This window comes from Stenotrophomonas sp. P5_B8 (assembly GCF_054049855.1).
The window spans coordinates 1-5265 of the sequence record NZ_JBFULO010000265.1 but is presented as its reverse complement, the minus strand read 5'-3'; the positions used below and the strand labels follow the sequence as shown (position 1 = coordinate 5265).

General features: G+C 66.8%; 3 protein-coding genes. All 3 read left to right on the top strand.

Annotation, left to right across the window (positions count from 1 at the left end):
• Nucleotides 1–148: 148 nt before the first annotated feature.
• On the top strand, nt 149–2128 hold the full coding sequence (gene betT / locus ACXJKH_RS13990; protein ID WP_457320125.1) for a choline BCCT transporter BetT: 1980 nt from the start codon (nt 149–151) through the stop codon (nt 2126–2128).
• A gap of 35 nt (nt 2129–2163) precedes the next feature.
• Nucleotides 2164–3636 carry a betaine-aldehyde dehydrogenase gene (betB, locus tag ACXJKH_RS13985; RefSeq protein ID WP_457320123.1) on the top strand — a complete coding sequence of 491 codons (1473 nt, stop codon included), beginning with the start codon at nt 2164–2166 and terminating at the stop codon, nt 3634–3636.
• A 25-nt stretch (nt 3637–3661) separates the two neighbouring features.
• A partial coding sequence (gene betA / locus ACXJKH_RS13980; protein ID WP_457320121.1) for a choline dehydrogenase occupies nt 3662–5265 on the top strand: 1604 nt, incomplete at its 3' end.

Genomic DNA, 5265 nt, shown 5'->3' with positions numbered 1-5265 from the left:
ACCCAGCAGCGCGCTGCGGTAAGGCCTCACCCCGATACCCGCCGCCGTTGCGCGGCGGGCATCTTCGCGGCGTAAACAGCCCCTCCACAGTCGATGTGGGGTAATAGTCCGGGTCTGCCGTATCCGGCACCGAGAGTACCCCCACCCCATGAGCGCTGTGGAGTCACCTCAAAACGAGGTACGCACGCTTCGACCGGTCTTCCTGCTTGCCGCCACGATCGTGGCGGCATTCGCCCTTCTGGTCACCGTGTTTCCCATCGATGCCGGCGTGCTGTTGCTGGATGCCCAGACCTGGGCCTCGCGCAACGTCGGCTGGTATTACCTGCTGGCGATGACCGTGTACCTGGTGTTCGTGGTCGGCGTGGCACTGTCCGGCTATGGCACGGTCAAGCTTGGCGCGGACCACGACGAACCGGAATTCAGCTATCTGTCCTGGGCCGGGATGCTGTTCGCGGCCGGGATCAGCATCACCCTGTTCTTCTTCTGCGTGTCCGAACCGCTTACCCACTATCTGCTGCCGCCGCAGGGCGGCGTGGGCAGTGGCGAGGCCAGCGCGCGGCAAGCCATGCAGCTGCTGTTCCTGCACTGGGGCCTGCACGGCTGGGGCGTATTCGCGCTGGCGGCGATGGCGCTGGCCTACTTCGCCTACCGCCACAACCTGCCGCTGGCGCTGCGCTCGGCGCTGTATCCGCTGATCGGCAAGCGCATCAACGGCCCCATCGGCTACACCGTCGATGCGCTGGGCATCGTGGCCACGGTGTTCGGCCTGGGCGCGGACATGGGCTTTGGCGTGCTGCACCTCAACGCCGGCCTCAATACCCTGTTCCAGGTGCCACACGCGGCCTGGGTGCAGGTCGGGTTGATCGTGCTGATGATGGGCGCGGCCATCGCCGTGGCCGTGTCCGGGGTGGAAAAAGGCGTGCGCTGGATGTCCAACATCAACATGCTGCTGGCCATCGGGCTGCTGCTGTTCATGCTGTTCGCCGGGCCCACCCAGTACCTGCTCAACGCGTTCATGCAGAACATGGGCGACTACCTGGGCAACGTGGTCGGCAAGAGCTTCGACGTGTATGCCTACGGCGGGCGGCCGGACTGGCTGGGCAACTGGACGGTGTTCTACTGGGCCTGGTGGATCGGCTGGGCGCCGTTCGTGGGGCTGTTCATCGCGCGCATCTCGCGTGGCCGCACCATCCGCGAATTCGTGCTGGGCGTGCTGCTGATCCCGCTCGGATTCACCCTGGCGTGGCTGTCGATCTTCGGCAACAGCGCGCTGGACCAGATCCTCCACCACGACCAGGTGCAGTTGGCGCAGATGGCGGTGGATAACCCGCCGACCGTGCTGTACGCACTGCTGGACAACTATCCCTGGAGCCGGGTGGTCATTGCGGTCACCGTGATCGTCAGCTTCGTGTTCTTCGTGACCTCGGCCGACTCGGGTACCGTGGTGCTGTCCACGCTGTCCTCGCACGGCGGCGCGCCGGAGGACGATGGTCCGCGCTGGCTGCGCGTGTTCTGGGGCGTGATGACCGGCCTGGTCACCGCCGGCCTGTTGCTGGCCGGCAGCATGGACGCGCTCAAATCGGCCGTCGTGCTGGCCTCGCTGCCGTTCTCGGTGGTGCTGCTGCTGATGCTGTGGGGGCTGACCCGCGCGCTGGGCGAAGAGTCGCAGCGCAAGAAGGCCTCGCAGTATTCGCCGATCCCGCTGATCGGGCAGTCGCGGCACCAGCGTGGCTGGCGCCAGCGCATCTCCCAGGCGGTGCACTTCCCGGTGCGCGACGAGGTGTACCGGTTCATGGACACCGACGTGAAGCCGGCCATCGAGGCGGTGGCCGCGCAGCTGCGCGAGAAAGGCCTGGATGTGCACACGAAATTCGAACCGGGCCACATGGAACTGCTGGTCGACCATGGCGAGCAACAGGTGTTCACCTACCAGGTGATCATGCGCGGCTACCTCACGCCCTCGTTTGCCGCGCAACGCTTCCGCAGCCTGCGTTATTACCGCGCCGAGGTGCACCTCTACGAAGGTGGACAGGACTACGAGCTGTTCGGCTACAGCCGCCAGCAGATCATCAACGACATCATCGACCAGTACGAGCGCCACCTGCAGTTCCTGCATCTGACCCGCTGAACCCACTGGTCTCCCGCTGCAAAGGAGTCATCGACATGCCCCACTTCCCCGACCAACTGCTGTACATCGGCGGCCGCTACGTTCCCTCGCAGGGCAACCGCACCTTCGAGGTCACCAACCCGGCCACCGGCGAGGTGCTGGCCAAGGTGCACAGCGCCAACAGCGACGATCTCGACGCCGCAGTGGAAAGCGCGCAGGCCGGCCAGAAGGTCTGGGCCGCGCTGACCACGGTGGAGCGCTCGCGCATCCTGCTGCGTGCGGTGGCATTGCTGCGCGAGCGCAACGATGCGCTGGCCGAGCTGGAAACGCTCAACACCGGCAAGCCGCTGAGCGAAACCCGCAGCGTGGACATCGTCACCGGCGCGGACGTGCTGGAGTACTACGCCGGGGTGATGCACGGGCTGGAAGGCAGCCAGGTGCCGCTGCGCGAAGGCAGCTTTTTCTACACCCGGCAGGAACCCCTGGGCGTGGTCGGGGCGATCGGCGCGTGGAACTACCCGATCCAGATCGCGCTGTGGAAGGCCGCCCCCGCACTGGCCGCTGGCAACGCGATGATCTTCAAGCCCAGTGAAGTGACCCCGCTGACCGCGCTGAAGCTGGCCGAGATCTTCACCGAAGCCGGCCTGCCCGACGGCGTCTTCAACGTGCTGCCCGGCGATGGCGCCGGTGTGGGCTCGGCACTGACCGAGCACCCGGGCATCGAAAAGATCTCCTTCACCGGCGGCACCAGTACCGGGCGCAAGGTGATGGCCAGTGCGTCCAGTTCCACCCTCAAGGAGGTGACCATGGAACTGGGCGGCAAGTCGGCGCTGATCATCTGCGCCGATGCCGATATCGAGCTGGCCGCGGATGTGGCGATGATGGCCAACTTCTACAGCTCCGGCCAGGTCTGCACCAATGGCACGCGCGTGTTCGTGCCCAAGGACCTGCTCGCCGATGTCGAACTGGCCTTGAGCGAGCGCATCGCGCGCATCCGCATCGGCGATCCGTTGCAGGAGGCCACCAACTTCGGCCCGCTGGTCAGCGCCGCGCACATGCGCCGCGTGCTGGACCATATCGCCAGCGGCAAGACCGAAGGCGCGCGCCTGGTCTGCGGTGGCGAGCGGTTGACCGACGGCGCGCTCGGCAAGGGCTGCTACGTGGCGCCGACGGTGTTCAGCGACTGTCGCGACGACATGCGCATCGTGCGCGAAGAGATCTTCGGGCCGGTGCTGAGCCTGCTGTCCTACGACACTGAAGAAGAGGCGATCGCCCGCGCCAACGCCACCGAGTATGGGTTGGCCGCCGGCGTGGTCAGCCGCGACCTGAGCCGCGCGCACCGCCTGATCCACCAGTTGGAGGCCGGCATCTGCTGGGTCAACTGCTGGGGCGAATCGCCGGCGCAGATGCCGGTGGGCGGCTACAAGCAGTCCGGCGTGGGCCGCGAAAACGGCCTGGCCACGCTGCGCGCCTATACCCGCACCAAGTCCATCCAGATCGAACTGGACCGCTACGCGTCGGTGTTCTGAACCGGCCTGACAGGAGACCCCCGCGATGAAGCGCGAATACGACTACATCATCATCGGCGCCGGCTCGTCCGGCAACACGCTGGCCGCGCGCCTGACCGAAGACGCCGGCGTCAGCGTGCTGCTGCTTGAAGCCGGTGGCCCGGACTACCGGCTGGACTTCCGCACGCAGATGCCGGCCGCACTGGCCTTTCCGCTGCAGGGCCGCCGCTACAACTGGGCCTATGAGACCGAGCCGGAGCCACACATGGACAACCGGCGCATGGAATGCGGACGTGGCAAGGGCCTGGGCGGTTCTTCGCTGATCAACGGCATGTGCTACATCCGCGGCAACGCGCTGGACTTCGACAACTGGGCCAGGTTCGACGGCCTGGAGGATTGGAGCTACGCCGACGTGCTGCCCTACTTCCGCAAGGCCGAAACCCGCGACATCGGTCCCAACGACTACCACGGCGGCGACGGTCCGGTCAGCGTGGCCACGCCAAAGAACGGCAACAACGTGCTGTTCCACGCCATGGTCGAGGCCGGCGTGCAGGCGGGCTACCCGCGTACCGACGACCTCAACGGCTACCAGCAGGAAGGCTTCGGCCCGATGGACCGCACCGTCACCCCGCGCGGCCGCCGCTCCAGCACCGCGCGCGGTTACCTGGACATGGCCAAGGACCGCGCCGGATTGGAGATCGTGGTGCATGCCACCACCGACCGCATCCTGTTTGCCGGCAAGCGCGCGGTGGGCGTGCGCTACCTCACCGGCAACAGTGCCGAGCCGATCGATGCCACCGCGCGCCGCGAGGTGCTGCTGTGCGCCGGTGCGATCGCCTCGCCGCAGATCCTGCAGCGCTCCGGCGTGGGCGCACCGGCGCTGCTGGCCGCGCTCGGCGTGCCGCTGGTGCACGACCTGCCCGGTGTCGGCGAAAACCTGCAGGACCACCTGGAGGTATACATGCAGTACGCCTGCAAGAAGCCGGTGTCGCTGTACCCGGCGCTGCAGTGGTGGAACCAGCCGGCAATCGGCGCGGAGTGGCTGTTCGCCGGCACCGGCATCGGCGCCAGCAACCAGTTCGAGGCCGGTGGGTTCATCCGCACCCGCGAGGACTTCGAGTGGCCCAACATCCAGTACCACTTCCTGCCGGTGGCGATCAATTACAACGGCACCAATGCGGTCAAGGAACACGGCTTCCAGGCGCACGTGGGCTCGATGCGCACGCCCAGCCGTGGGCGCGTGCATGCGAAATCGCTGGACCCGCGCGAGCATCCCTCGATCCTGTTCAATTACCAGTCCACCGACCAGGACTGGCAGGAATTCCGCGATGCCATCCGCATCACCCGCGAGATCATCGCCCAGCCTGCGCTGGACGAGTATCGGGGGCGCGAGATCAGCCCCAGTGCCGCGTGCCAGAGCGACGCCGAACTGGACGCCTTCGTGCGCGCCCATGCCGAAACCGCCTACCACCCGTCCTGTTCCTGCGCGATGGGCACCGATGCGATGAGCGTGGTTGATGGCCAGGGCCGCGTGCATGGCATGGAAAGCCTGCGCGTGGTGGATGCCTCGATCATGCCGCGCATCATCACCGGCAACCTCAACGCCACCACGATCATGATCGCCGAGAAGATCGCCGACCGTATCCGTGG